Source organism: Necropsobacter rosorum, assembly GCF_964241405.1.
In the GTDB taxonomy this organism is placed as follows: Bacteria; Pseudomonadota; Gammaproteobacteria; order Enterobacterales; family Pasteurellaceae; genus Necropsobacter; species Necropsobacter rosorum.
The window spans coordinates 1-24,123 of record NZ_CAXSXF010000008.1 but is presented as its reverse complement, the minus strand read 5'-3'; the positions used below and the strand labels follow the sequence as shown (position 1 = coordinate 24,123).

The 24,123-nt window shown below is 44.4% G+C and carries 37 protein-coding genes; 4 read left to right on the top strand and 33 right to left on the bottom strand.

The features are described 5' to 3' along the window. Nucleotides 1-2: 2 nt before the first annotated feature. From ACESOH_RS11540 to rplN, 16 genes are all read right to left on the bottom strand, one after another. On the bottom strand, nt 3-992 hold the full coding sequence (locus ACESOH_RS11540; protein ID WP_032093954.1) for a DNA-directed RNA polymerase subunit alpha: 990 nt from the start codon (nt 990-992) through the stop codon (nt 3-5). A gap of 32 nt (nt 993-1,024) precedes the next feature. Beyond that, on the bottom strand, nt 1,025-1,645 hold the full coding sequence (rpsD, locus tag ACESOH_RS11535; protein WP_011201182.1) for a 30S ribosomal protein S4: 621 nt from the start codon (nt 1,643-1,645) through the stop codon (nt 1,025-1,027). A 29-nt stretch (nt 1,646-1,674) separates the two neighbouring features. Further along, entirely contained in the window at nt 1,675-2,064 is a 390-nt protein-coding gene (gene rpsK / locus ACESOH_RS11530; protein WP_005543603.1) for a 30S ribosomal protein S11, read from the bottom strand. A gap of 15 nt (nt 2,065-2,079) precedes the next feature. After that, complete coding sequence (gene rpsM, locus ACESOH_RS11525) at nt 2,080-2,436, bottom strand: 30S ribosomal protein S13 (protein WP_032093955.1); 357 nt, start codon at nt 2,434-2,436, stop codon at nt 2,080-2,082. A gap of 139 nt (nt 2,437-2,575) precedes the next feature. Then, on the bottom strand, nt 2,576-2,689 hold the full coding sequence (gene rpmJ / locus ACESOH_RS11520; RefSeq protein WP_005548767.1) for a 50S ribosomal protein L36: 114 nt from the start codon (nt 2,687-2,689) through the stop codon (nt 2,576-2,578). Between the two features lie 24 nt (nt 2,690-2,713). Beyond that, a complete protein-coding gene (gene secY, locus ACESOH_RS11515; RefSeq protein ID WP_032093956.1) occupies nt 2,714-4,039 on the bottom strand; it encodes a preprotein translocase subunit SecY in 1,326 nt (441 codons plus the stop codon). Nucleotides 4,040-4,046: 7 nt separating this feature from the next. Further along, entirely contained in the window at nt 4,047-4,481 is a 435-nt protein-coding gene (rplO, locus tag ACESOH_RS11510) for a 50S ribosomal protein L15 (protein WP_032093957.1), read from the bottom strand. Between the two features lie 4 nt (nt 4,482-4,485). Further along, nucleotides 4,486-4,665: a 50S ribosomal protein L30 gene (rpmD, locus tag ACESOH_RS11505; RefSeq protein ID WP_084703506.1), complete on the bottom strand. Its 180-nt coding sequence runs from the start codon at nt 4,663-4,665 to the stop codon at nt 4,486-4,488. 6 nt (nt 4,666-4,671) lie between these two features. Next, on the bottom strand, nt 4,672-5,172 hold the full coding sequence (gene rpsE / locus ACESOH_RS11500; RefSeq protein ID WP_032093958.1) for a 30S ribosomal protein S5: 501 nt from the start codon (nt 5,170-5,172) through the stop codon (nt 4,672-4,674). A 15-nt stretch (nt 5,173-5,187) separates the two neighbouring features. Beyond that, nucleotides 5,188-5,541: a 50S ribosomal protein L18 gene (gene rplR / locus ACESOH_RS11495; protein WP_032093959.1), complete on the bottom strand. Its 354-nt coding sequence runs from the start codon at nt 5,539-5,541 to the stop codon at nt 5,188-5,190. Between the two features lie 13 nt (nt 5,542-5,554). Then, nucleotides 5,555-6,088, bottom strand: a complete 534-nt coding sequence (rplF, locus tag ACESOH_RS11490; RefSeq protein WP_032093960.1) for a 50S ribosomal protein L6 — start codon at nt 6,086-6,088, stop codon at nt 5,555-5,557. A 15-nt stretch (nt 6,089-6,103) separates the two neighbouring features. Next, nucleotides 6,104-6,496, bottom strand: coding sequence for a 30S ribosomal protein S8 (rpsH, locus tag ACESOH_RS11485; protein ID WP_032093961.1), 393 nt, complete (start codon nt 6,494-6,496; stop codon nt 6,104-6,106). Nucleotides 6,497-6,532: 36 nt separating this feature from the next. Beyond that, complete coding sequence (gene rpsN / locus ACESOH_RS11480; protein ID WP_032093962.1) at nt 6,533-6,838, bottom strand: 30S ribosomal protein S14; 306 nt, start codon at nt 6,836-6,838, stop codon at nt 6,533-6,535. Between the two features lie 12 nt (nt 6,839-6,850). Then, the gene (rplE, locus tag ACESOH_RS11475) at nt 6,851-7,390 is read right to left on the bottom strand and encodes a 50S ribosomal protein L5 (RefSeq protein WP_032093963.1); all 540 of its coding nucleotides are present in this window, start codon (nt 7,388-7,390) and stop codon (nt 6,851-6,853) included. Nucleotides 7,391-7,410: 20 nt separating this feature from the next. After that, on the bottom strand, nt 7,411-7,722 hold the full coding sequence (rplX, locus tag ACESOH_RS11470) for a 50S ribosomal protein L24 (protein WP_032093964.1): 312 nt from the start codon (nt 7,720-7,722) through the stop codon (nt 7,411-7,413). A gap of 13 nt (nt 7,723-7,735) precedes the next feature. Continuing rightward, complete coding sequence (gene rplN / locus ACESOH_RS11465) at nt 7,736-8,107, bottom strand: 50S ribosomal protein L14 (protein ID WP_005548786.1); 372 nt, start codon at nt 8,105-8,107, stop codon at nt 7,736-7,738. Between the two features lie 286 nt (nt 8,108-8,393). Between rplN and ACESOH_RS11460 the strand changes: the two genes are divergently transcribed. Next, nucleotides 8,394-9,083 (top strand): pirin family protein, encoded by a 690-nt coding sequence (locus ACESOH_RS11460; protein ID WP_373101261.1) that lies wholly within the window; start codon nt 8,394-8,396, stop codon nt 9,081-9,083. A 229-nt stretch (nt 9,084-9,312) separates the two neighbouring features. Here ACESOH_RS11460 and rpsQ read toward each other — a convergent pair whose 3' ends face one another. The 12 genes from rpsQ to metJ all read right to left on the bottom strand — a co-directional run bounded on the left by rpsQ (nt 9,313) and on the right by metJ (nt 14,814). Next, nucleotides 9,313-9,570 carry a 30S ribosomal protein S17 gene (rpsQ, locus tag ACESOH_RS11455; RefSeq protein WP_032093967.1) on the bottom strand — a complete coding sequence of 86 codons (258 nt, stop codon included), beginning with the start codon at nt 9,568-9,570 and terminating at the stop codon, nt 9,313-9,315. Continuing rightward, nucleotides 9,570-9,761, bottom strand: a complete 192-nt coding sequence (rpmC, locus tag ACESOH_RS11450) for a 50S ribosomal protein L29 (RefSeq protein ID WP_017805230.1) — start codon at nt 9,759-9,761, stop codon at nt 9,570-9,572. Before rpmC ends, rpsQ begins: the two co-directional genes overlap by 1 nt. Next, nucleotides 9,761-10,171 (bottom strand): 50S ribosomal protein L16, encoded by a 411-nt coding sequence (rplP, locus tag ACESOH_RS11445; protein WP_032093968.1) that lies wholly within the window; start codon nt 10,169-10,171, stop codon nt 9,761-9,763. The genes rpmC and rplP overlap by 1 nt, the downstream gene beginning before the upstream one ends. Nucleotides 10,172-10,184: 13 nt before the next feature. Next, the gene (gene rpsC / locus ACESOH_RS11440; RefSeq protein WP_032093969.1) at nt 10,185-10,892 is read right to left on the bottom strand and encodes a 30S ribosomal protein S3; all 708 of its coding nucleotides are present in this window, start codon (nt 10,890-10,892) and stop codon (nt 10,185-10,187) included. A gap of 16 nt (nt 10,893-10,908) precedes the next feature. Beyond that, nucleotides 10,909-11,241 carry a 50S ribosomal protein L22 gene (gene rplV / locus ACESOH_RS11435; protein WP_032093970.1) on the bottom strand — a complete coding sequence of 111 codons (333 nt, stop codon included), beginning with the start codon at nt 11,239-11,241 and terminating at the stop codon, nt 10,909-10,911. Nucleotides 11,242-11,251: 10 nt separating this feature from the next. Beyond that, nucleotides 11,252-11,527 carry a 30S ribosomal protein S19 gene (gene rpsS / locus ACESOH_RS11430; protein WP_005539416.1) on the bottom strand — a complete coding sequence of 92 codons (276 nt, stop codon included), beginning with the start codon at nt 11,525-11,527 and terminating at the stop codon, nt 11,252-11,254. Between the two features lie 24 nt (nt 11,528-11,551). Next, entirely contained in the window at nt 11,552-12,373 is an 822-nt protein-coding gene (gene rplB / locus ACESOH_RS11425; protein ID WP_032093971.1) for a 50S ribosomal protein L2, read from the bottom strand. A 20-nt stretch (nt 12,374-12,393) separates the two neighbouring features. Beyond that, entirely contained in the window at nt 12,394-12,696 is a 303-nt protein-coding gene (rplW, locus tag ACESOH_RS11420) for a 50S ribosomal protein L23 (protein WP_032093972.1), read from the bottom strand. After that, entirely contained in the window at nt 12,693-13,298 is a 606-nt protein-coding gene (rplD, locus tag ACESOH_RS11415) for a 50S ribosomal protein L4 (protein ID WP_032093973.1), read from the bottom strand. The genes rplW and rplD overlap by 4 nt, the downstream gene beginning before the upstream one ends. A 15-nt stretch (nt 13,299-13,313) precedes the next feature. Further along, a complete protein-coding gene (rplC, locus tag ACESOH_RS11410) occupies nt 13,314-13,940 on the bottom strand; it encodes a 50S ribosomal protein L3 (protein WP_373101260.1) in 627 nt (208 codons plus the stop codon). A 16-nt stretch (nt 13,941-13,956) separates the two neighbouring features. Beyond that, nucleotides 13,957-14,268 carry a 30S ribosomal protein S10 gene (rpsJ, locus tag ACESOH_RS11405; RefSeq protein WP_001181005.1) on the bottom strand — a complete coding sequence of 104 codons (312 nt, stop codon included), beginning with the start codon at nt 14,266-14,268 and terminating at the stop codon, nt 13,957-13,959. 228 nt (nt 14,269-14,496) lie between these two features. Then, nucleotides 14,497-14,814, bottom strand: coding sequence for a met regulon transcriptional regulator MetJ (gene metJ, locus ACESOH_RS11400; protein ID WP_373101295.1), 318 nt, complete (start codon nt 14,812-14,814; stop codon nt 14,497-14,499). A 232-nt stretch (nt 14,815-15,046) separates the two neighbouring features. Between metJ and aqpZ the strand changes: the two genes are divergently transcribed. Beyond that, complete coding sequence (gene aqpZ, locus ACESOH_RS11395; protein WP_373101256.1) at nt 15,047-15,739, top strand: aquaporin Z; 693 nt, start codon at nt 15,047-15,049, stop codon at nt 15,737-15,739. 87 nt (nt 15,740-15,826) lie between these two features. Here aqpZ and galU read toward each other — a convergent pair whose 3' ends face one another. The 5 genes from galU to uspA all read right to left on the bottom strand — a co-directional run bounded on the left by galU (nt 15,827) and on the right by uspA (nt 21,777). After that, a complete protein-coding gene (gene galU, locus ACESOH_RS11390) occupies nt 15,827-16,717 on the bottom strand; it encodes a UTP--glucose-1-phosphate uridylyltransferase GalU (protein ID WP_032093977.1) in 891 nt (296 codons plus the stop codon). A gap of 79 nt (nt 16,718-16,796) precedes the next feature. Beyond that, a complete protein-coding gene (locus tag ACESOH_RS11385; protein ID WP_032093978.1) occupies nt 16,797-18,161 on the bottom strand; it encodes a phosphohexomutase domain-containing protein in 1,365 nt (454 codons plus the stop codon). 33 nt (nt 18,162-18,194) lie between these two features. Then, nucleotides 18,195-18,377 (bottom strand): carbon storage regulator CsrA, encoded by a 183-nt coding sequence (csrA, locus tag ACESOH_RS11380; RefSeq protein ID WP_032093979.1) that lies wholly within the window; start codon nt 18,375-18,377, stop codon nt 18,195-18,197. A gap of 156 nt (nt 18,378-18,533) precedes the next feature. Next, entirely contained in the window at nt 18,534-21,158 is a 2,625-nt protein-coding gene (alaS, locus tag ACESOH_RS11375; RefSeq protein ID WP_373101254.1) for an alanine--tRNA ligase, read from the bottom strand. A 193-nt stretch (nt 21,159-21,351) separates the two neighbouring features. Then, complete coding sequence (gene uspA / locus ACESOH_RS11370) at nt 21,352-21,777, bottom strand: universal stress protein UspA (RefSeq protein ID WP_373101253.1); 426 nt, start codon at nt 21,775-21,777, stop codon at nt 21,352-21,354. Between the two features lie 183 nt (nt 21,778-21,960). Between uspA and mazG the strand changes: the two genes are divergently transcribed. After that, nucleotides 21,961-22,755: a nucleoside triphosphate pyrophosphohydrolase gene (gene mazG, locus ACESOH_RS11365; protein WP_373101252.1), complete on the top strand. Its 795-nt coding sequence runs from the start codon at nt 21,961-21,963 to the stop codon at nt 22,753-22,755. Nucleotides 22,756-22,913: 158 nt separating this feature from the next. Further along, complete coding sequence (locus tag ACESOH_RS11360; RefSeq protein ID WP_373101250.1) at nt 22,914-23,741, top strand: FkbM family methyltransferase; 828 nt, start codon at nt 22,914-22,916, stop codon at nt 23,739-23,741. Nucleotides 23,742-24,123: the final 382 nt, after the last annotated feature.

Genomic DNA, 24,123 nt, shown 5'->3' with positions numbered 1-24,123 from the left:
AACTAGTCTTCAGCAATACTTGCTGGTGGCCAATTCTCAAGGCGCATACCCAGTGACAAGCCGCGCGAAGCCAAAACATCCTTGATTTCGGTAAGTGATTTTTTACCAAGATTAGGGGTTTTTAATAACTCGACTTCAGTACGCTGCACTAAATCACCGATATAATGAATTGTTTCTGCTTTCAAACAGTTAGCAGAACGAACTGTCAACTCCAAGTCATCAACAGGACGTAACAAAATCGGATCGAATTCCGGTTTTTCTTCCTTGACTTCTGGTTGACGAACATCTCGCAAATCAACGAATGCATCCAGTTGCTCTGCTAAAATCGTTGCCGCACGGCGAATCGCCTCTTCCGGATCAATAGTACCGTTTGTTTCCAGTTCAATGACTAACTTATCCAAGTCAGTACGTTGTTCGACACGTGCCGCTTCCACATTGTAAGCAATACGGTCAACCGGACTATAACAGGCATCTACCAATAAACGACCGATAGGACGTTCTTCATCCTGAGCGTGAACTCGGGCTGATGCCGGGACATATCCTCTGCCACGCTGAACGCGAATACGCATATTAATGGATGCGTTTTCATCCGTTAAGTGACAGATGACATGATCAGGATTCACAATCTCAACATCGCCATCATGTACGATGTCTGCTGCAACAACAGGGCCAATTCCAGACTTGCTTAGTGTCAGAAAAACATTATCTTTGTTCTGTACTTTAACCGCTAGGCCTTTTAAGTTTAGAAGAACCTCAATAATATCTTCTTGAACACCTTCTTTACTACTATATTCATGCAATACGCCATCAATTTCCACTTCAGTAACGGCACAACCCGGCATTGAAGACAGAAGAATACGACGCAATGCATTACCTAGAGTATGACCGAAGCCACGCTCTAACGGTTCTAAGATCACTTTAGCGTGAGTTGAGCTGATTTGCTCAATATCAACTAAACGTGGTTTTAAAAATTCTGTAACAGAACCCTGCATTTTATCCTCTCTTTGCTACGAAGCTTTAACTATTATTTAGAATAAAGCTCAACGATCAGATGTTCGTTAATGTCTGCTGATAAATCAGAACGTTCAGGAACACGTTTGAACACACCTTCCATTTTAGCAGCATCAACTTCCAACCAAGTTGGTTTTTCTCTTTGTTCTGCTAATTCCAGTGATGCTTTAATGCGTGCTTGTTTTTTCGATTTTTCACGAACAGCAACAACATCATCAACTGAGACTTGGAAAGATGGGATATTAACTACACGACCATTTACAACAATCGCTTTGTGGCTCACTAACTGACGAGCCTCGGCACGAGTTGCAGCAAAGCCCATGCGATAAACAACGTTATCCAATCGACCTTCCAATAACACCAGTAAATTCTCACCGGTATTACCTTTTAAGCGGTTTGCTTCCTTATAGTAGTTACGGAATTGACGTTCTAAAATACCATAGATACGACGAACTTTTTGTTTTTCACGTAACTGACTACCATAGTCTGACAAACGCGGTTTACGAGCACCGTGTTGACCGGGTGCTGTATCAATTTTACATTTTGAATCAATCGCGCGCACACCTGACTTAAGGAATAAGTCAGTGCCTTCACGACGGCTTAGCTTGAGTTTAGGACCCAAATATCTTGCCATTTTCTTTCTCCAACTATCCTATGACGCCATTAAACACGACGTTTTTTCGGTGGACGACAACCGTTATGAGGAATCGGAGTCACATCTGTAATGTTCGTGATACGGAATCCCGCAGCATTTAATGCGCGGATTGTAGATTCACGACCTGGACCCGGTCCCTTAACCATAACTTCCAAGTTCTTTAAGCCGAATTCTTTTACGATTTCAGCACAACGTTCAGCCGCAACCTGTGCAGCAAACGGAGTAGATTTACGAGAACCGCGGAAACCGGAACCACCTGCGGTTGCCCATGCCAGGGCATTACCTTGACGGTCGGTAATGGTAACGATTGTATTATTGAAAGATGCGTGAATGTGAGCTACGCCATCTACAACTTGTTTTTTTACACGTTTACGTGCACGAACTGGTGTTTTTGCCATTTAAATTTACCCCGATTATTTCTTGATCGGCTTACGAGGACCCTTACGGGTACGCGCATTAGTTTTAGTACGTTGACCACGTACCGGTAAACTACGACGATGACGTAAACCACGATAACAGCCTAAATCCAACAGGCGTTTAATGTTAAGTGTTACTTCACGGCGTAAGTCACCTTCAACGGTAAATTTACCAACTTCGTCACGCAGTTTATCAATCTGCTCTTCAGACAATTCGCTGATCTTAACATCTTCGGCAATTCCCGCAGCGGCACAAATGGCTTTTGAACGGGTTTTACCGATACCGTAAATTGCAGTTAAAGCGATTACAGCGTGTTTGTGATCAGGAATGTTAATGCCTGCAATACGGGCCACTATGCACTCCTATATTTTAACTGATTTGATATACTGATCTTGAAAAGCCCGTTTTCAGGATACTCAAACAGTATATCAAGGACATAAATGAGCTGAGCATTATATATGCCCAGCCGGTTCTTTGCAAGAAAAATGTCAATTAACCTTGACGTTGCTTATGTTTAGGATCACTGCACAAAACGCGTACAACACCTTCACGTTTCACAATTTTACAGTTACGACATAATTTCTTAACGGAAGCACGAACTTTCATTGCTTATCCCTTTATCTATACGGACTATTGTCCGAAACCTTTCAGGTTTGCTTTTTTCAGCGCAGATTCATATTTCGTCGACATTAAGTGACTCTGAACCTGAACGATGAAATCCATAATTACCACTACAACGATCAGTAAAGACGTTCCACCGAAGTAGAATTGTACGTTCCAGGCTGATGTCATAATATAAGGAACTAAACACACGAATGTGATATATAAACCGCCGATTAACGTTAAGCGGGTCATAATTTTATCAATATACCGTGATGTCTGTTCACCGGGTCTAATTCCGGGTATAAATGCACCCGATTTTTTCAGATTATCTGCTGTATCGCGCGGATTATATTGCATTGCCGTGTAAAAGAAGCTGAAGAAGATAATCGCCACCGCATAGACAATCAAATATAACGGCTGTCCGGGATGTAATAACATCGACAGATCAGTTAACCACTCTAAACTTGAACCCTGGCCGAACCATGATGTAATGGTCGCAGGGAACAGGATAATACTTGAAGCAAAAATTGCCGGAATAACCCCGGCCATATTCACTTTTAACGGTAAATGAGTGGTATGTCCGCCCAAAATCTGACGACCTTGCTGGCGTTTAGCATATTCAACTTTAATTCTGCGTTGTCCTCTTTCGACGAAAACGACAAAATAAGTCACTGCAAAAACAATAACGGCGATCAACAAGAGAACTAATAGATGCATTTGCCCTTGACGAGCCTGCTCAATAGTCTGACCAATCGCTGAAGGAAGGCCCGCAACGATCCCTGCAAAAATAATTAAAGAAATCCCGTTACCGATACCGCGTTCAGTAATCTGCTCGCCCAACCACATCAGGAACATCGTTCCGGTGACAAGGCTGATGACCGCAGTAAAATAAAAACCGAAACCAAGGTTAGGCACTAAGCCCGGTAACATATTCGGCAATCCGGTAGAAATCCCGATTGCCTGAATAGTGGCAAGAACTAAAGTCGAATAACGCGTATATTTACTGATTTTACGACGTCCGCTCTCACCTTCTTTCTTTAATTCAGCTAATGCCGGGTGAACCGTCGCCAATAATTGAATAATAATCGATGCCGAAATGTACGGCATGATACCTAATGCAAAAATTGACGCGCGACTCAATGCACCACCGGAAAACATGTTAAACATATCAATGATGGTGCCTTTTTGTTGTTCAAGTAATTGAGCTAACACGGCTGCATCAATACCAGGAACCGGAATGAAAGAACCAATACGGAATACAATCAGTGCACCTAGTACAAATAACAATCTGCTTTTCAGTTCACCTGTACCGCTTTGTGTACTTCTAGTTTGATAACCTGGTTGCTTAGCCATTTGTTAATTATTCCTCAACTGAACCGCCGGCAGCTTCAATCGCTGCTTTTGCGCCTTTAGTGACACGCAAACCGCGAACAACGACCGCACCTTTCACTTCACCTGCCAGAATAACTTTGGCAAATTGAATATCTTTAGTTAAGACGTTTGCTGCTTTTAATGTCTCTAAAGTGACGACATTACCTTCAACTTTGGTTAACTCATTCAAACGAACTTCAGCAGTAACTGCCGCTTTCATTGAAGTAAAACCAAATTTCGGTAAACGACGGTATAAAGGCATCTGACCACCTTCGAAACCGCGACGAACACCGCCGCCGGTACGAGATTTCTGACCTTTATGACCACGGCCACCGGTTTTACCTAAACCGGAACCAATACCACGACCTAGACGTTTTGCGCTGTGCTTGGCGCCTTCAGCCGGAGATAGAGTATTTAAACGCATTCTCTTACTCCTCCACTTTAACCATGTATGAAACTTGGTTAATCATACCGCGAATTGCCGGCGTATCGATTAACTCAACGGTATGGTGCATATGGCGAAGACCAAGACCACGCAGTGTAGCTTTATGCTTCGGTAAACGAGCAATCGAGCTACGCACTTGTGTTACTTTAATAGTTTTAGCCATTATCAATTACCCCAAAATTTCATCAACGGTTTTGCCGCGTTTAGCAGCAACCATTTCTGGTGATTTCATATTTGCAAGCGCATCAATAGTTGCGCGAACAACGTTAATTGGGTTGGTTGAACCGTAAGCTTTAGAAAGTACGTTACGCACACCCGCAACTTCCAGCACGGCACGCATAGCACCGCCTGCGATGATACCGGTACCCTCACTGGCCGGCTGCATAAATACGCGGGAACCGGTATGTGTACCTTTAATCGGATGTTGTAATGTGCCTTCGTTTAAAGCCACAGTAATCATATTGCGACGTGCTTTTTCCATCGCTTTTTGGATCGCTGCCGGAACTTCGCGCGCTTTACCATAACCAAAACCTACGCGACCGTTACCATCGCCTACTACGGTTAACGCAGTAAAGCTCATAATACGACCACCTTTTACAGTTTTTGATACACGGTTTACCGCGATTAGCTTCTCTTGCAGTTCACCAGCTTGTTTTTCGATGTTTGCCATCTGAAATTACCTCTATTAGAACTGTAGACCAGCTTCACGGGCAGCGTCCGCTAAAGATTGGACACGACCATGATATTTAAAACCGGAACGGTCAAACGCGACGTCTTTAACGCCTTTTGCCAATGCTCTTTCAGCAACCAGTTTACCAACGACTGCTGCGGCATCTTTATTTCCGGTATATTTCACTTGCTCACTAATTGCTTTTTCAACTGTAGAAGCAGCGGCAAGCACTTCTGAACCGTTCGGTGCGATTACCTGTGCATAAATATGACGCGGGGTACGGTGGACCACTAAGCGGGTTACACCTTGCTCTCTCATCATATGGCGTGCACGAGTTGCACGACGGATACGAGCTGATTTCTTATCCATAGTGTTACCTTAATTATTTCTTCTTAGCCTCTTTTGTACGCACCACTTCATCAGCATAGCGTACACCTTTACCTTTATAAGGCTCAGGACGGCGATAAGCACGAATATCTGCAGCAACTTGACCGATTAACTGTTTGTCCGCACCTTTCAACACGATTTCGGTCTGAGATGGACATTCAGCGGTAATACCTGCAGGTAATGTGTGTTCAACAGGGTGTGAAAAGCCTAAGCTTAATGCAACTACATTGCCCTTGATTTGAGCTCTGTAACCCACACCCACTAATTGTAACTTCTTAGTGAAGCCTTCAGTAACACCGATAACCATTGCATTAACTAATGCACGTGCCGTACCCGCTTGCGCGTTAGCACCGACAATTCCCTCACGCGGAGCGAATGTCAATTCATTATTATCTTGTTTAACTTCAACTGAGTTATGAATGGTACGAGACAACTCACCATTCTTACCTTTCACTGTTAGTAGCTGACCGTTAAGTTTTACCTCAACCCCGGCAGGAATACTAACAGGTGCCTTTGCAACACGAGACATTTTCCTACCTCTCTATTAAGCTACATAACAGATGATTTCACCGCCCAGACCCGCTTGACGGGCTGCACGGTCAGTCATCACACCTTGCGATGTAGAAACCACTGCAACACCTAAACCGCCCATTACTTTCGGTAACTCGTCTTTACGTTTATAAATACGTAAACCCGGGCGACTCACACGTTGAATACTTTCTACAACCGGTTTGCCTTGGAAATATTTTAAAGTAATTTCCAGTTCAGGCTTGGTGCCTTCTAAAACTTTAACGCTCTCAATATAACCTTCTGCTGCTAATACATTGGCGATAGCCACTTTTAGCTTGGATGAAGGCATACTGATCGCAACTTTGTTCGCAGCTTGCCCGTTACGAATACGGGTCAACATATCTGCGATTGGATCTTGCATACTCATTGTGCTTTTACTCCGATTCCAAAATAAAGTGGTAAATTACCAACTTGCTTTTTTAAGGCCAGGGATTTCGCCGCGCATTGCTGCTTCGCGAACTTTAATCCGGCTTAAACCAAACTTACGCAAAACGCCGTGAGGACGTCCGGTCTGGCTGCAACGGTTACGTTGGCGACTTGGGCTTGAATCACGTGGTAAAGTTTGTAACTTCAACACGGCATTCCAACGTTCTTCATCAGAAGAATTCTCGTTAGCAATGATTTTTTTCAACTCTACACGTTTTGCGTAGAATTTCTCAGCCAATTTAACGCGTTTTACATCGCGTGCTTTCATTGATTGTTTAGCCATTTGTAACCTGCCTTACTTACGGAATGGGAAATTAAAGGCAGCGAGAAGTGCTTGACCTTCTTCATCACTTTTCGCGCTGGTTGTGATAGTAATATCCAAACCACGAACGCGATCCACTTTATCATAATCGATTTCAGGGAAGATGATTTGCTCACGCACACCCATGCTGTAGTTACCACGACCATCAAATGATTTCGCGCTTAAACCGCGGAAGTCACGAATACGTGGTACAGCAATTGTAATTAAACGTTCAAAGAACTCCCACATACGCTCACCGCGCAGTGTTACTTTACAACCGATTGGATATCCCTGACGGATTTTAAAGCCAGCAACAGATTTGCGAGCTTTAGTAATTAAAGGTTTCTGACCGCTGATTGCTGTCAAATCCGCTACTGCGTTATCCAGCAATTTTTTGTCGGTCAATGCTTCACCCACACCCATATTCAGGGTAATCTTTTCGATTCGTGGGACTTGCATGACAGATGCGTAGTTGAATTTATTTTTCAATTCATTAACTACTTGATCTCTGTAGTAATCATGCAGTTTCGCCATCGCATTACTCCAGTTTACTATTAAATAATTTCATTATTAGATTTAAAGAAACGGACTTTTTTGCCGTCTTCAAATCTAAAACCTACACGGTCAGCTTTATTTGTTTTCGGATTGAAAATCGCCACATTTGACGCATCAATCGGCGCTTCTTTCTTCACTAAACCACCTTCTTTGCCTAAGGCAGGAACTGGTTTTTCATGTTTAGTGATGATATTTACGCCTTCAACAATCACTTTACCGTTTGGCAACACTTGAGTTACCTTACCACGTTTGCCCTTGCTTTTACCGGCAAGAACAATCACTTCATCATTTTGACGAATTTTTGCAGCCATTTCTCACTTCTCCTTACAGTACTTCTGGTGCCAAAGAAATGATCTTCATGAATTTCTCAGAACGAAGTTCACGAGTCACAGGTCCAAAAATACGAGTACCGATTGGTTGCTCAGTGTTATTATTTAAAATTACACAAGCGTTACCATCGAAGCGAATGACTGATCCATCTGGGCGACGAACACCCTTCTTGGTGCGCACAACAACTGCTTTTAATACATCACCTTTTTTAACTTTACCGCGAGGAATCGCTTCTTTCACAGTAATTTTGATGATATCACCAATAGCAGCGTAACGACGGTGCGATCCACCTAGAACCTTGATACACATTACACTGCGAGCGCCTGAGTTATCAGCAACGTCCAGCATAGTCTGTTCTTGGATCATCTTAGTACTCCGCTAAAATTAATAACACCCTTTCGGGACGAGCCTATCCCCACCATGGGAAATAGGTTGGCGGATTATACAAAAACTCAACTAAAAAGACAACTGATTTATGCGATTGCGCCGGCTGAAACGTGCGAAAAAATGACCGCACTTTTTAGGAAGGATTTTTTCCTGTTTATTGAAAATAAATCAACAAAAGGCCTATTTATTCCTTTTAAGTTAAAATCTACAATACGCTTACTAACACGCAATCGGGCGTGACGGCATATATTTAGGAGAGCAAATTATGTTACAAATCAGAAAATCAACTCAACGCGGTTATTTTGATCACGGTTGGCTGAAAACTTATCATTCTTTTTCTTTCGCCGATTATTTCGACCGCAATCATATGCACTTCTCGGATCTCCGCGTTATCAATGAAGATTATATCGAACCGGCAATGGGCTTCGGTACTCATCCGCATAAAGACATGGAAATTTTAACCTATGTGCTGGCCGGCAAGATTGCGCACAAAGACAGCATGGGCAACGTACGCGAATTCAGCGCCGGCGAATTCCAGATTATGTCTGCCGGCAGCGGCGTTTATCACTCGGAGTTTAATCCAAGCGACAGTGAACGCCTGCATTTGCTGCAAATCTGGATCATGCCGAACGAGCTCGGTATCACCCCGCGTTATGATCAACGCCGGTTTGCCGATCAAGAAGGCGGCACCTTGATTTTATCGCCGCACGCCGCGCAGCATTCTTTCAAGGTGTATCAGGATATGTTGCTCTGGCGTTACCAATTCGCCGCCGGCAAACGGGAAGAAATCCGCTTAAATACCGACCGCACTTATTGGCTGCAGGTTGTAAAAGGCGAACTGGACGTAAACGGCGTGGCATTGGCGCATGGCGATGCCGTCGGTGTGCGCGCCGAAGCGCTGCTGACGCTGACCGCACAAAGCGATATTGAGTTTCTGCTGTTTGACTTACGTTAAATCCGGCACCATAACATGCGGCGGAGATCATTTCCGTCGCACAGCAGGTTGGCTTTCAGAACGATGCCCACTTGCTTCCCGCCCCAAAGCACAACGCGCGTGATTATTCGCCCATCAAATATATCAGACCGCTGTCGCAAAATTCATGCCGTAAAAGTGCGGTCATTTTTAACAAAGTTTTTACAAAAAAGCCCCGGTTTTCACCGAGGCTTTATTTGATAAACGTAAATTAAGCAATTACTGCTTTTTCTACAACACGAACCAGTGTCCAGGATTTTGTTTTAGAGATCGGACGACATTGACGAATCTCTACCACATCACCCAGTTGTGCTTCGTTGTTTTCATCATGCACATGCAGTTTGGTTGTGCGACGGATAAACTTACCGTAAAGCGGATGTTTAACCTTACGCTCGATAGCGACAACAAAGGATTTTTCCATTTTGTCACTCACAACTTTACCTTGCACTGAACGAATTTTATCAGTCATTACTCACCCGCCTTTTCGGTTAATACAGTTTTCACTTGTGCAATACTACGACGCACTTGTTTTAACTGATGGGTTTGTTGAAGCTGACCGGTGGCTGCTTGCATACGCAATTTGAATTGCTCACCTAACAAGTTAACCAATTCAGCATTCAGCTCTTCAACAGTTTTTGTACGTAGTTCTTGAGCTTTCATTACATCACCGTTTTAGTTACGAATGTGGTCTTGATTGGCAATTTGGCAGCTGCTAATGCAAATGCGCTTCTTGCGATCTCTTCAGACACACCATCCATTTCATAAAGTACTTTACCCGGCTGGATTAAAGCGACCCAGTACTCAACGTTACCTTTACCTTTACCCATACGGACTTCTAATGGTTTTTCAGTAATTGGTTTATCCGGGAAAACACGGATCCAGATTTTACCCTGACGTTTCACTGCACGTGTCATTGCACGACGTGCCGCTTCGATCTGACGAGCGGTTAAACGACCACGGCCAATTGCTTTTAAACCGAAGGTACCGAAGCTCACTTCTGTACCGTTGGCAATACCACGGTTACGACCTTTGTGGACTTTACGGAATTTTGTACGTTTTGGTTGCAACATTTAGCAATTCTCCTTACTTACGACCTTTACCGCGAGGTGCCTTTTTCGGCGCGGCAGGTTGTTGTTCCGGTTGTTGTGCAATTGCAGCCATTCCACCAAGAATTTCACCTTTGAAGATCCATACTTTAACGCCGATAACGCCGTATGTGGTATGAGCTTCAGCAGTGTTATAATCGATGTCCGCACGTAGTGTATGTAACGGCACACGGCCCTCACGATACCATTCAGAACGTGCAATTTCTGCACCACCTAAACGACCGCTTACCTCAACTTTAATGCCTTTCGCACCTAAACGCATGGCGTTTTGTACTGCGCGTTTCATCGCACGGCGGAACATAACACGACGTTCCAGCTGAGAAGCGATACTGTCTGCAACTAATTTTGCATCTAATTCAGGTTTTTTCACTTCCGCAATGTTGATTTGCGCCGGCACGCCTGCGATTGCCGCAACGGCATGACGTAATTTTTCAACATCTTCGCCTTTTTTACCGATAACGATACCCGGGCGAGCGGTGTGAATTGTAACACGAATACTTTTAGCCGGACGTTCAATAGTGATACGTGATACTGAAGCATTCGCTAATTCTTTATTCAAGAATTTACGTACTTTGAAATCGCCGTCTAAGTTAGACGCGAAATCCTGTGTATTCGCAAACCAAGTAGAGCTCCAAGGCTTAACGATGCCTAAGCGAATACCATGTGGATGTACTTTTTGACCCATTGTTATTCCTCTACGATTAACGATCTGACACAACCACGGTAATGTGGCTTGTACGTTTTAAAATACGATCTGCACGACCTTTAGCACGTGGCATTACACGTTTCATGCTCGGACCTTCATCGACAAAGATCTTTGCAACTTTAAGATCATCGATATCTGCACCGTCATTATGCTCGGCATTTGCAATTGCAGACTCAAGTACACTTTTAACCAAAGCTGCCGCTTTTTTGTTGGTATAGGTTAAAATTTCTAAAGCCTGAGCAACTTTTTTGCCACGGATTAAATCCGCAACTAAGCGAGCTTTTTGCGCTGAAGTGCGAGCGTAACGATGTTTAGCAATAGTTTCCATCTTTTACCCCTTACTTCTTAGCTTTCTTATCCGCAGCGTGACCGCGGTAAGTACGAGTCGGTGCAAATTCACCTAATTTATGACCGATCATTTCGTCGGAAACATAAACCGGAACGTGCTGACGACCATTATGGACTGCGATGGTCAATCCAATCATTGAAGGAATGATCATTGAACGACGGGACCAGGTTTTAATTGGTTTTTTATCCCCGCTTTCCACCGCCTTCTCTACCTTCTTCAACAAGTGTAGGTCAAGGAAAGGACCTTTCTTGAGAGAACGTGGCATGGCTTATCCTCTTAGTTAATAAAATTATTTACCACGACGACGTACGATAAATTTATCGGTACGTTTGTTGTGACGAGTTTTCTTACCTTTGGTTTGAACGCCCCAAGGTGTAACCGGATGTTTACCGAAGTTACGGCCTTCACCACCACCATGTGGGTGATCAACCGGGTTCATCGCAGTACCACGAACGGTCGGACGAATACCTCTCCAACGGCTTGCACCTGCTTTACCCAGTACACGAAGCATATGTTCCGAGTTACCGACTTCACCGATGGTGGCAGTACACTCAGCAAGTACTTTACGCATTTCGCCGGAACGAAGACGCAAAGTCACATAATTACCTTCGCGGGCAATGATCTGTACATAGCTTCCTGCAGAACGGGCAATCTGACCGCCTTTGCCGGGTTTTAATTCAACGTTATGTACGGTCGAACCTACCGGAATGTTGCGCATCGGTAATGCATTACCGACTTTAATCGGCGCATTCACACCAGCCTGGATTTGATCGCCGGCGCTCAATCCTTTAGGTGCCAGAATATAACGGCGCTCACCGTCTTTATACAGCACTAAAGCAATATTTGCGGAACGATTCGGATCATATTCAAGACGCTCGACAACCGCCGGAATATCTAACTTGTTACGTTTGAAATCGATTAGACGGTAATGTTGTTTATGCCCGCCACCGATATGACGAGTTGTGATACGTCCTAAATTATTACGACCACCTGTTTTAGATTTGGTTTCTAATAAAGGTGCGTAAGGTTTACCCTTATATAATTCAGGGTTTACGATTTTAACAACGTGACGACGACCAGCGGAGGTCGGCTTACATTTAACGATAGCCATTGTTATCTACTCCTCCGTAATTACTCTGCACCTTCAACAAAGTCAAGAGACTGACCTTCCTGAAGCGTGACATAAGCTTTTTTCCAGTCACTGCGACGACCGACTTTAGCTCCGCGGCGTTTGGTTTTGCCTTTTACTACGACGGTACGTACAGAATCCACTTTCACTTCAAACAGCTGTGCGACTGCATTGGCAATCTCAACTTTATTTGCATCTAAGGCAACTTTGAAAACGATAGTGTTTGACTTCTCAGCGTTATTGGTTGCTTTCTCAGAGACGTGAGGTGCTTTTAACACTTTTAGCAAACGTTCTTGTTGAATCATGCTAACATCTCCTCAATCTGTTTTACAGCATCGACAGTAACAACCACTTTATCGAAAGCGATTAAACTTACCGGATCGATTCCCTGTACATCGCGCACATCCACTTTGTAAAGATTGCGTGCAGCCAAGAATAGGTTTTCATCCAAACCTGCTGTAATGATTAACACATCTTCCAGTGCTAATTCTTTTAATTTTTGTACTAAAACTTTGGTTTTCGGTGCTTCAACTTCGAATTTTTCCATAACCACCAAACGGTCTTGACGAACTAATTCGGAAAGAATGCTTTTGATTGCACCACGGTACATTTTTTTGTTCACTTTTTGACTGTGATCTTGCGGTTTCGCCGCGAAAGTCACGCCACCGGAACGCCAGATTGGTGATTTGATATCACCGGAACGGGCACGGCCTGTACCTTTTTGACGCCAAGGTTTTTTACCTGAACCAGACACTTCAGCACGAGTTTTTTGCGCACGAGAACCCTGACGCGCACCAGCTGCGTAAGCAACGACAACCTGGTGAATCAACGCTTCGTTAAACTCACGTCCGAAGGTAGTTTCAGAAACAGTTAATGCACGCTGTGCATCTTTAACTTGTAATTCCATCTCTATCTCCCAGACTTATGCTTTAACTGCCGGTTTTACGATAAGATCACTACCTGTTGCGCCCGGAACGGCACCTTTAACAAGCAGCAATTTACGCTCGGCATCGACACGAACAACTTCAAGCGATTGGACGGTAACACGTTCATTACCCAAATGTCCTGCCATTTTTTTACCTTTAAACACACGGCCCGGGGTTTGGTTTTGACCAATAGAACCAAGAACACGATGTGATAAAGAGTTACCGTGAGTCGCATCCTGAGTACGGAAGTTCCAACGCTTAACGCCGCCTTGGAAACCTTTACCTTTGGATGTACCGGTAACATCGACTTTTTTAACATCTGCAAAGATGTCAACATTGATTTCCTGACCTAAAGTGAATTCTTCACCTTCGGTACGGAATTCCCATAAACCGCGACCAGCTTCAACACCTGCTTTCACGAAATGACCTGCTTCAGGCTTAGTTACACGGTTCGCTTTTTTTGAACCTGTAGTAACTTGGACTGCAGTATAGCCATCGTTTTCAAGAGTTTTAACTTGAGTCACACGGTTGGCTTCGATTTCGATAACGGTAACTGGAATTGACACGCCGTCTTCAGTGAAGACACGGGTCATACCAACTTTACGACCGATTAAACCAATCATTGTAATAACCTCTTAATTAACCTAGGCTGATCTGCACGTCAACGCCGGCAGCCAAATCTAAACGCATTAATGCATCAACAGTTTTTTCTGTTGGCTCTACGATATCCACTAAACGTTTGTGGGTGCGAATTTCGTATTGGTCACGTGCGTCTTTGTTCACATGTGGCGAAATCAACACGGTGAAACGTTCTTTACGGGTAGGTAAAGGAATCGGACCACGAACTTGCGCGCCGGTACGTTTAGCTGTTTCTACGATCTCCGCAGTAGATTGATCAATCAAACGATGATCAAACGCTTTTAAGCGGATACGGATTCTTTGGTTCTGCATTAGACCAGAGCTCCAATAAATTTAGCTAATAATAAAACTGACACCATCACCTTTCATACGTCTTATTGAAAGGGAAGTGCAGTTAACCTGTTTATAGTCTCCAGATCGGAAACATTTTTCGTATCGCATCATCGCGACACACGCTCGATAAATGATTACATCAAACGACTCTCATACCGAGAGCTTGTGGATTATACTGGCAATAATCCGCTCATGCAAGCTATTTGTTCAATATTCCCATTTATCCGGATCAATGCCCAGCTCGCGCATAACCAGTTTCGCCTGCTCGGGAATCTCATCATGCCGGTCTTTCAGCAAATCGGCATCACTCGGTAACGGCTGGCCGGTAAAGGCATGCAAAAAAGCCTCGCACAGTAATTCACTATTGGTCGCGTGGCGTAAATTACGGATCTGACGCCGGGTTCTTTCATTCGTTAAAATCTCTAACACCTTAATCGGAATCGAAACCGTAATCTTTTTGACCTGCTCGCTTTTCTTACCGTGTTCTGCATAAGGGCTAATATATTTGCCGTCCCATTCCGCCATCTTGCCAACCTTCATAAAATAACCTTACTATTTATCGCACATTCTAATGAAAAATAGGCTGAATAACAATCCGGACATCAAGACTGCCGGAACGCCCGTAGGATTTACAGAAATTTACGCAACTTCCCAGCCGAGATTACACTCTAATTGGAGGAAAAGTAACAGAATGGCGTTTTGCACACCATTCGGTGATTTACTTCTTTTTATTTAACAACATTAATCGAGGTTTATTATGTTTAAAAAATTATCGGCTGAATTTTTCGGTACTTTCTGGCTTGTCTTTGGCGGGTGCGGAAGTGCGGTATTAGCGGCGGCCTATCCGGAATTAGGCATCGGCTTTGCCGGCGTTGCGTTGGCATTCGGTCTGACCGTATTAACCATGGCTTATGCCGTCGGGCATATTTCCGGCGGGCATTTTAACCCGGCAGTCACCTTAGGCCTCGTTGCCGGCGGCCGTTTTAACGCCAAAGAGGCGCTGGGTTATATCATTGCACAAGTTATCGGCGGTATCGTCGGGGCGGCCGTTTTATATGCCATCGCGTCAGGCAAAACCGGATTTGATGTCAGTGCCGGCTTTGCTTCAAATGGTTATGGCGAACATTCACCAAACGGTTTTTCGCTAAGTGCGGTCACTATTGCAGAAATTATATTAACCGCATTTTTCCTGATTATCATTCACGGCGCAACAGATAAAAACGCACCGGCAGGCTTCGCACCGATTGCGATCGGTTTAGGATTAACCTTAATTCACTTAATCAGTATTCCGGTATCCAATACTTCTGTAAACCCGGCGCGCAGCACGGCAGTGGCGATTTTCCAAGGCGGTTGGGCAGTTGAACAACTGTGGGTATTCTGGGTTGCACCGATTATCGGCGGCATTCTGGGCGGCATGATTTACCGCTCGCTATTACAACAGAAAGCCTAAAAAACAGATAGAGCCGCATCAACATGCGGCTCTGTAACGATATGACAGCAGCAAAACAACAGTAAACGCTGCATTATTAAATGACGATCACGGCAGCGATTTAATCAATGTTTTCAAATAGGCCGTAAATTTCTCGCCTAACTGCGGATGATGTAAACCGTACTCAACAAAAGCCTGCATATAACCCAGCTTATCGCCGCAATCGAAATTCACCCCGGTCTGATGAAACGCCTCGACCGTTTCTTTTTCAATCAACATATCAATCGCATCGGTCAACTGAATCTCATCGCCGACACCGACCGGCGTTTTTTCCAGCAAAGGCCAAATGGCGGCGGAAAACACATAACGCCCGACAACCGCCAGATTGGACGGCGCGTTTTCAATACTCGGTTTTTCCACAATACTGTTGATTTTTACACTTTCCCCGGCGCCCAGCTCAGCACCGCCGCAATCGACAATACCATAACTATTCACATTATTTTTATCTACCGGTGCGACCATAATCTGACTGGCCTGCGTTTCACGAAAGCGTGCCAACATGGCGCTTAGATTTTCTTTTTTCTGATTCGCACTGAAATCCGCCAGTAATACGTCCGGTAAAATCACCGCAAAAGGTTCATTGCCGACCAACGGACGTCCGCATAGCACCGCATGCCCCAATCCTTTGGCATTCCCTTGGCGGACGTGCATGATTGTCACATCTTTCGGACAAATAGAACGCACTTCTTCCAATAGCTGGCGCTTCACCCGTTTTTCTAACATGGTTTCCAACTCAAACGAGGTATCGAAATGGTTTTCGATCGCGTTTTTTGAAGAATGGGTGACCAGCACAATTTCTTTAATGCCGGCAGCGATACATTCATTGACAACATATTGGATCAGCGGTTTATCCACTAAGGTCAGCATTTCTTTCGGAATCGCTTTCGTCGCAGGCAGCATACGCGTGCCCAATCCGGCTACTGGAATAATTGCTTTCATTGGTTTTCCTTATTCTGAATAATAAATAACCGCACTTTTTCCTATCGGATCGGTAAAGTGCGGTGACATTTTATCTTAATTACTGACGTAATAAAGCCAAAATTTCTTCTGTTTTTTCAGTCATTAATTGTTTATCGCCACGGGTTTCAAGATTTAAACGCACCACCGGTTCAGTGTTGGAACTGCGTAAATTGAAACGCCATTCGGGATATTCAATACTGATGCCGTCAATCTCATCCACCCGAATCGCGTCTTTCTCATAAGCGGCGCGAACGCGGGCAATCGCAGATTTGGCATCGGCCAGTTTACTGTTGATTTCCCCCGGAGACGGATAAGTATCAATACTGTCGCCGACCAGTTGTCCCAGCGTCTGGCCGGTTGTGCAGACCAATTCCATCACCAACAACCAAGGGATCATGCCGCTGTCGCAGTAGAAGAAATCGCGGAAATAATGATGCGCACTCATTTCGCCGCCGTAGATAGCATCGACCGCGCGCATTTTCTCTTTAATGAACGAATGTCCGGACTTCGACATCACCGCTTCGCCGCCGTTTTCTTCCACCAGTTTAATCGTGTTCCAAATCAGGCGCGGATCATAGATGATTTTCGCTCCTTTGTTTTTCTGCAAAAACGCCCGTCCGAGCAGCCCGACGATATAATAGCCTTCAATAAAGCCGCCGTGTTCATCAAACAGGAAACAACGGTCAAAATCGCCGTCAAAGGCAATCCCCATATCCGCGTTGTTAGCCAGTACCGCATCAATGGTATCCTGACGGTTTTCATGCAGCAGCGGGTTAGGAATACCGTTCGGGAACGTGCCGTCCGGATTATTGTGCACCTTAACGAATTCCACCGGTACGCGTTTTGCTTTAAATTGCGCTTCAATGGCGTCAATCACATGACCGGCCGCGCCGTTTCCGGCATTGATCACCAGTTTCATCGGTTTCAGATTATCCAAATTAATATAGGACAACAGATGTTCGACATAATCGCCCAAGACCGAAAGCTGTTTATACTCGCCGCGCTGCGTAACCGGCGGGAAGTTATTTTCTTCAGCCAAACGCTGAATATCCGCCAGGCCGGTATCCGCACTAATCGGGCGCGATCCCTCGCGGACTAATTTCAGCCCGTTATAATCCATCGGATTATGACTTGCCGTGACTTCAATCCCGCCATCCGCTTTTAAAAACGATGTTGCAAAATACACTTCTTCCGTGCCGGTTTCACCGAGATCAATCACGTTAACGCCGGAATCCAGCAAGCCGTTGGTCACCGCGCTTTTCAGCTCTTTACTGGTCAGGCGGACATCACCGCCGACCACAATGGTCTTCGGTTTTAAAAACTGCCCGAACGCACGTCCGATCCGATAAACAATATCCGCATTCAGTTCATCGCCTAAGCGACCGCGGATATCATAAGCTTTAAAGCAAGTCAATTTACTCATAACTTCTCCATTTCTTACCAATTACAAAGCTCGTTAAGATTGCTGTTCATCCTGCGCTTCTTTAATGCGTTGGTAGATTTCTTCCCTATGAACAGAAACATCTTTCGGCGCCTTTACGCCAATTTTCACTTGGTTACCACGAATATTCAGTATCGTGATGGAAACGTCATCGCCAATGAGCAAGCTCTCGCCAACTTTTCTGGTTAAGATCAGCATATAACCTCCTCATTTGATCATTTGATGCGATATCCTATCGTTAACCCAACATCCTTATTTTACACACATAGCGCAACCCACATTATCGTAACGCATTTCATCTGAGTGCGTTATCAATAAAACTCAAAGTTGTGAGTTACGGCACAAAATTTCCGCTTATAAATTCAGCTGCAACCATTCGCTACAAACCGACAATGCCTTCACCACGTTTTCCGGCTGTGAACCGCCGGCCATTGCCATATCAGGACGGCCGCCGCCTTTTCCACCGACCTGACGCGCCATTAAATTTACCAGCTCGCCGGCTTTCACTTTCGCGGTCAAATCTGCGGTGACACCGACGATCAGATTGACTTTATTCTCCGCCACCGAAGCGAACACAATCACCGCCGAACCGAGCTGATTTTTCATATCATCAACCATCACGCGCAAGGATTTACCGTCAATGTCGTCAAGTTGTTGTAACACAACGGAAACGCCATTAATTTTCACCGCACTTTTAGCCAAATCCGAGCCGGCCTGTACGGCCGCTTTCTGTTTTAATTGCTGCAATTCTTTTTCGGTTTTCTTGGCTTTATCCTGCAATTGCTGAATTTTCTCCGCAATCGAATTGACATCCGATTTCAGCAAGTCCGCACTCTGGGTTAATAATGTTTGCTGGGCATGCAGCCAAGTAATGGCGTTTTCCCCGCTGACGGCCTCAATCCGGCGAACGCCTGCGGCAATCGCCGCTTCACTGATGATTTTACACAAGCCGATATCACCGGTGCGTTTCACATGAATACCGCCGCAAAGTTCAATAGAAAAATCGCCCATGGTCAGAACGCGCACTTTTTCCGCATATTTCTCACCGAACAACGCCATTGCGCCCTGCGCTTTCGCCGCCTCCAAATCCATTATCGCCGTTTGCACCGCATGATTGGCGCGAATTTCCCGGTTCACAATGCGTTCCACTTCAAACAATTGATCTTTGCTGATCGCTTCAGGATGAGTAAAGTCAAAGCGCAGCGCAGTATCGGAAACCAGCGATCCGCGTTGCGCCACATGCGCGCCCAGTACCTGACGTAACGCGGCATGCAACAGATGCGTCGCCGAGTGATTTAACGCAATCCGGCGACGGCGCGCCGCATCCACAACGGCGTTCACCGATTGCCCGACAGACAGTGACCCTTGCGTTAACTGCCCGATATGCCCGAAAACCTGGCCATATTTTTGCGTATCGTTAACGGTGAAAGTAAAATTTTGCCCTTCCAGCCGACCGCTGTCGCCGATTTGCCCGCCGGATTCCGCATAAAACGGCGTATTTTCTAAAATAACGACCGCACTTTGACCGGCGTTGATGCTTTGCACCGATTTTCCGTCATGGAAAAGTGCGGTGATTTTTGCCAGACTTTCCGAATCTTCATAGCCTTCAAACTTCGTCGCACCGTCCACCCGAATAATATTATTATAATCAACGCCGAACTGGCTTGCCGATTGCGCACGCGTACGCTGCGCTTCCATTTCGCGGTCAAATCCCGCTTCATCAATGGCAATATTGCGTTCACGACAAACATCCGCCGTCAAATCCAGCGGAAAGCCGTAAGTATCATATAATTTGAACGCCACCTCACCGGACAACATATTATTTTCAACCTTAGCCAACGCCTCATCCAGCAATGTCAGCCCGCGTTCCAGCGTACGGGCGAACTGTTCTTCTTCCTGACGCAGCAATCTTTCGACATCGGCCTGTTTGTCTTTCACATCCTGACCGGCCTCGGCCATCACCGCGATTAAGGTCGGCACTAATTTATAAAAGAAGGTGTCTTTCGCCCCCAATAAATGTCCGTGACGTACCGCGCGGCGAATAATCCGGCGCAAAACATAGCCGCGCCCTTCATTAGACGGAATCACGCCGTCAGCAATTAAGTAGGCGCATGAACGGATATGATCGGCAATCACACGCAGCGATTTGTTGGCCAGATCACGTTCTCCGGTCAGCTCCGCAACCTTCGCGATTAATTTTTGGAAAATATCAATATCGTAATTGGAATTCACATGCTGCAACACCGCGGCAATGCGCTCCAGCCCCATGCCCGTATCGACCGACGGTTTAGGCAGTTTTTCCATGGTGCCGTCCGCCTGACGGTTAAACTGCATAAACACAATGTTCCAAATTTCAATATAACGATCGCCGTCTTCTTCCGCCGATCCCGGTGGGCCGCCCCAGATATGTTCGCCGTGATCATAAAAAATTTCCGTACACGGACCGCACGGCCCGGTATCGCCCATTTGCCAGAAATTATCCGAGGCATAAGGCGCGCCTTTATTGTCGCCGATGCGAATAATCCGCTCAGCCGGAATGCCGACCTGATTATGCCAGATATCATAGGCCTCATCGTCTGCCTGATATACGGTTACCCACAGTTTTTCTTGCGGTAAACCCAGCCATTGCGGTGAAGTCAGAAATTCCCAGCCGAATCGAATCGCATCCTGCTTAAAATAATCCCCGAAACTGAAATTACCCAACATTTCAAAAAAAGTATGATGCCGGGCGGTATAACCCACATTTTCCAAATCGTTATGCTTGCCGCCGGCCCGAACGCAACGTTGCGCCGTCGTTGCCCGCGAATACGGACGCTTATCCACACCGAGGAATACGTCTTTAAATTGGTTCATTCCCGCATTAGTAAATAATAAAGTCGGATCGTTTTCCGGCACAAGCGAGCTGCTTGCCACGATCTGATGCCCTTTACTGTGAAAAAAATCAAGGAAAGATTTTCTGATTTCTGCCGTTGTTTTCATTAATAAGCCTTGTATTCTCTGATCAATCTTCTACATAAATGCGCTTATTGTTACATATTTTTGAAATTTAGAAAAAGTATTTTTATTGTTCGCCGCGCCGCAGGAAAGGGAGATCAGGGCGTTCAAATAAAAAGGCTAAATTCCTTTGCATGGTGAATTTAGCCCTGAATAAAATGTAGCCGAGGTTTAGAAACTATTCTTCCCGCAACGGCACAACCAACATATCCACAGTAATATTATTCATTACCTGACGGGTGGAAGACATTAACTTGCTCCAGAAATCCTGGTGATGGCCCGTTACTAACAGATCCACATCATATTGTTCTATCGCATCGGACAATACCTGCCCCAAATCGCCGCTGCCGCTTAATTTTTCCGACACCGGATAGCTGCAATGTTCGGCAAGCTGCACCAATGCCTGCTGCGTTTCGGTAGAAATCCGATCCTGCATGGAGGACATATTAACGTCAATTAATCCGGTATAAAGATCAGAAAAATTCACGTCAACATGAATAATGGACAACTTAGCGTCGTGTCTTTTCGCCACACCGGCGGCTTTTTCTAATAAAAACGGACTTTCTTCAGAAAGATCTATTGCCACTAATATGTGTTTGTACATAATTGACTCCTTATCTGATCCGGGATTAATTAATTTATTTTGGAGTTATAGTAGCATCAGTAAAATAAAAAAAATATGCTCTCGATCACGTTTTAGAAAAAACTTTTCTTTTTTACCGCACATGCCAACTCAAAGATTATGTTATGATTAATTTCACCATTCCAATGAGTTACAGGATAAAAAATGCGCTATTCTATTCAGGATTTTGTTCACTTAATTGCCAAATTACGCGATCCAAATGGAGGATGTCCTTGGGATCTGAAACAAAACTATCACACGATGATTCCCTGCCTAATCGAAGAAAGTTGTGAAGTTATCGATGCCATTGAACAGAAAAACTACCGTGATCTAAAAGAAGAACTCGGCGATCTGTTATTACAGGTCGTTTTCCTGAGTCAACTGGCAACGGAAGAAAAACAGTTCACATTCGATGATGTCGTGCAGGATATATCGCAAAAAATTATTCGTCGTCACCCTCATGTGTTCGGCGACAGCAGCGCGGCTAATGAGCAGGAAGCGTTATCCAATTGGAACCAAGTTAAAGCCACAGAACATAAAGAAAAAGGCCGTCATTCAATTCTGGATAACGTACCGACTTCATTTCCTGCGCTGATGAGGGCGGAAAAACTGCAAAAACGCTGCGCCAAAGTCGGCTTTGATTGGGAGAATATCGCACAAGTCTTCGCAAAAGTGGAAGAAGAGCTGGAAGAAACCCGTCAGGAATGGCAACAAACGGAGCAAAAGCAGGCCAAAATCAACGAAGAAATCGGCGATCTGCTGTTTGCCGCAGTTAACTTAAGCCGTCATTTACATTGCTCCGCCGAAGAAAGTTTACGCCAAGCCAATTTAAAATTCGAACGTCGCTTTCGCGCGGTAGAGGAAAAGTTAAAGCACCAAGGCAAAAAGATAGAAACGGCATCTTTAATCGAAATGGATCTGTTATGGGATGAAGTAAAAAAAGAAGAAAAAATTGAGTGATAAATTCATCCGATTGATTCTGAAAATAATACAAAAATGCACTGAAAAATCAGTGCTTTTTTATGGATCACCCCCAAAGATGATTAAAAACACAGCAAACTGTACAAAAAAAAACAACAGTATAATAGAGCAAAAATGATTTTAATTCAGGAATAATTATGCGTTCATCTATTCATAAACTAAAATGGGGGCTATTCAGCCTGATTGACGGCGATTTTATTAGCCAATTTGCCCGCGCTTACGGAGAATGGGCAGAAGCGGAAGTTCAATTTTTTCGTAGTATTTTAACACCAACAAGTAATGTCATTGAGGTCGGTTCTAATTTAGGAATGCATGCGGTGCCTATTGCGACAATGATAAAGAAAGGTAAGCTGTTTTGCTTCGAACCGCAACGAATTATCTTTCAAATGCTGTGCGGCAACTTAGCGCTTAATCAATTAACGAACGTATTTGCCTATAATCATGGCGTCAGTAATCAAGAAGGCGTGATAGAAATCACTTCATCAAATTATGAAACACCTTGGAATTACGGTAGTTTCTCGCTGGATAAAGGCTTCAATACTGAAGGCCATTTTGACGGTATCGAAAATAAAGAATATCTGAATGTCATTTCTATTGATAATCATAAAGAAATTCAAAAGCTTACAACTCTTGCCTTATTAAAAATCGATGCGGAAGGATTCGAACGCCCAGTATTAGCAGGAGCCAAGGAAACCATTCAAAAACATAAACCGATTATTTTCCTAGAAGCCCATCCACAGCAAGCCAAAAATCTTATCGCTTACTTACAAAATATGGACTACAAATGTTATTGGTTTATATCCGATCGATACCAGCCAAATAACTATTTTAAACAAGCAAAGACCATTTCGGGATTAGATTATAATTTGGCCTGTTTTCATCAGTCTGTCACCGCTAATTTACCGGATAAATTACTTGCACGTTTAGATACTGAGTTTGATCAGATTCCCTTAATTACCTGTTAACATACTCAGTGATAAATTTAAATTAAACCGCAATAACGTAAGGTTAAAAATCCCGGAGTTTTATTATCAAAAATAGATATCTCATAGATTAAATAGCATACAAAAATTCTCTCAAAACCTACCGCACTTTATCCCCTTTATCTTCGGTTAACCTAAAAGTGCGGTGATTTTTTTGTCTGTTTTTTGTGGTTTGGTTGTGTTGAGTTTGGTTTATGCTTTGATTTGTTTAGAGAAAAAATTCTCCCAAAACCCACCGCACTTTATCTTCATCTTTGGTTGACCTAAAAGTGCGGTGATTTTTTTATCGGTTTTCCCCCAAAAACAAAAAAACCACCTGCCCTCGGCAAGTGGTCTCTTCTCTAATTAAAACCCGGCGGTGTCC